2 protein-coding genes are annotated in these 2,213 nt (G+C 75.4%); both read left to right on the top strand.

Features of this window, described 5'->3' with window-relative positions; genetic code table 11:
• A partial coding sequence (locus ACTS11_RS11360) for a putative PEP-binding protein (protein WP_442640427.1) occupies nt 1-358 on the top strand: 358 nt, incomplete at its 5' end.
• Between the two features lie 100 nt (nt 359-458).
• Complete coding sequence (locus tag ACTS11_RS11355) at nt 459-1,730, top strand: SulP family inorganic anion transporter (RefSeq protein ID WP_442640426.1); 1,272 nt, start codon at nt 459-461, stop codon at nt 1,728-1,730.
• Nucleotides 1,731-2,213 lie beyond the last annotated feature (483 nt).

Raw genomic sequence — 2,213 nt, 5'->3', positions numbered from 1 at the left:
CGACCTCAAGCAGTTCTTCTTCGCCGCCGACCGCGAGAACGAGCGCGTGCGGCGGCGTTACGACACGCTCAACGTCTCGTTCCTGACCTTCATCGAGCAGATCGTGACCCGCTGCGCCGAGACCGACACGCCGGTCAGCTTCTGCGGCGAGGATGCGGGCCGTCCCATCGAGGCGATGTGCTTCGCGGCCATGGGCCTCCGGACGCTGTCGATGCGGCCGGCCTCCATCGGGCCGGTGAAGTCGCTCCTGCGGCGCGTGAACCTCGACGACGCGCGTGCGGTCATCGACCATGCCCGCAGGAGCGGCGCGCAATCGGTCCGGCCCGCGGTGATGGAGTGGCTGAGACGCAACGCCTGAGGCGGGGGGCCTTGAAGGGGTCGAGACGCGGGCGTAACCCTTGGCTCGGCCAACGGATGCGGGGAATGCCCACGCAGCGCGCCCTGCCCGCCCGGTCCCGATGCTGACCCCGAAGATCCTGACGACCCTGCCCGAGACGACGCCGCGGAGCCTTCTGGCCGACCTTCTCGCGGGCGTGACCGTGGCGATGGTCGCGCTTCCCCTCAGCCTCGCCATCGCCATCGCGAGCGGCGCCGCGCCCGAGACGGGCCTCGTGACGGCGATCGTGGCGGGGTTCCTCATCTCGCTGCTCGGCGGCAGCCGGGTGCAGATCGGCGGGCCGACGGGCGCCTTCATCGTCGTCGTCTACGGCGTCATCGCGGCGCATGGCTTCGACGGGCTCGTGCTCGCCACGCTGATGGCGGGCGCGATCCTGGTCATGGCGGGCCTCCTCCGGGCGGGGAGCCTGATCCGCCTCGTGCCCGAGCCGGTCATCAACGGCTTCACCATCGGCATCGCCGCGATCATCGCGCTGAGCCAGCTGCCCGACGCGGTCGGCATCGTCCTGCCCGACGGCACCCCCGCCGACGCGCTCGAGCGTCTCCCCGCGATCTGGGAGGCGCGCGGCACCCTCGACTGGCCGAGCCTCGCCGTCGGCGCGGGCACCGTGGCGGCGATCGTCGCGCTCCGCCGCACCCTGCCGCGGTTTCCGGGGCTGATCGTGGCGGTGGCGGCCGCCTCGGCCGCGGTGGCGCTGCTGGCGCTGCCCGTCGACACGCTGGGCGGCCGGTTCGGCGCGCTGCCCCGGACGCTGCCCTCCCCCGCCCTGCCCGAGATCACCGCCGCGCGCCTGGTCGAGCTTCTGCCCTCGGCCCTCGTCATCGCGTTCCTCGCGGGGGTCGAGTCGCTCCTCTCCGCGATGGTGGCCGACCGGATGGTGGCGGGCCGCCACCGGCCGAGCGCCGAGATCCTCGCCCAGGGCGTGGCCAACATCGGCTCGGCGCTGATGGGCGGGCTTCCCGCCACGGGGGCCATCGCGCGGACGGCGACGAACGTGCGCGCGGGCGGGCGGACGCCGCTCGCCGGCATCTTCCACGCGCTGACGATCCTGATCGTGATGTGGGTCGCGGCGCCGCTCGCGGGGCACCTCGCCATGCCGGCGCTGGCGGGGCTCCTGCTGGTGACGGCCTGGAACATGTCCGAGCCGCAGCACTGGCGCGGCTGGCTGACGACGGGCCGGGTGTCGGACCGGGTGCTGCTGGTGCTGACGTTCCTCCTGACCGTCCTCGCCGACCTGACGGTGGCGATCGGCGTCGGCGTCGCCTTGGGCCTCGCGCTGAGGCTGAGACGGCGCGACGTGCCGCCCGCCGACTGGAAACCGCCGGAGCGGTGAGGGGGCGTGCCGCGTGCCGCGCGGGCCGGCGCCGGCCTTGCGGTGCGCCGGATCGCGGGGGGCGGGACGAGTCCCGCCCTACGCTGAGGGCGGCGCCGGTCTTGGAGTGAGCCGGATCGCGGGCAGCGGGCGGGACAAGTACCGCCCCACGCTGAGGGCGACGCCGGGAGACCAGGCGCGGCGTTTGTCTTGCTGTGGGTCGGATCGCGGGGGCGCGGCGGGACCAGTCCCGCCCTGCGCGAGGGGCGACGCCGGGGCGCCGGGGCGGCGTCGGTCTTGCGGTGCGCCGGATCGCGGGGATGCGGCGGGACCAGTCCCGCCCTGCGCGCGGGGCGACGCCGGGGGCGCCGGGGCGGCGCAGGTCTTGCGGTGCGCCGGATCGCGGGTGGGCGGCGGGACAAGTCCCGCCCTACGCGAGGGGCGACGCCGGGGGCGCCGGGGCGGCGCCGGTCTTGCGGTGCGCCGGATCGCGTGAGGGCGGGA

This window comes from Roseicyclus sp. (assembly GCF_052168335.1).
In the GTDB taxonomy this organism is placed as follows: Bacteria; Pseudomonadota; Alphaproteobacteria; order Rhodobacterales; family Rhodobacteraceae; genus Roseibacterium.
This window is presented reverse-complemented; position numbering and strand designations above follow the sequence as displayed.

Coding starts and splice junctions, on each gene's coding strand:
- ACTS11_RS11355 (WP_442640426.1), top strand. CDS start 459: ATGCTGACCCCGAAGATCCTGACGACCCTGCCCGAGACGACGCCGCGG.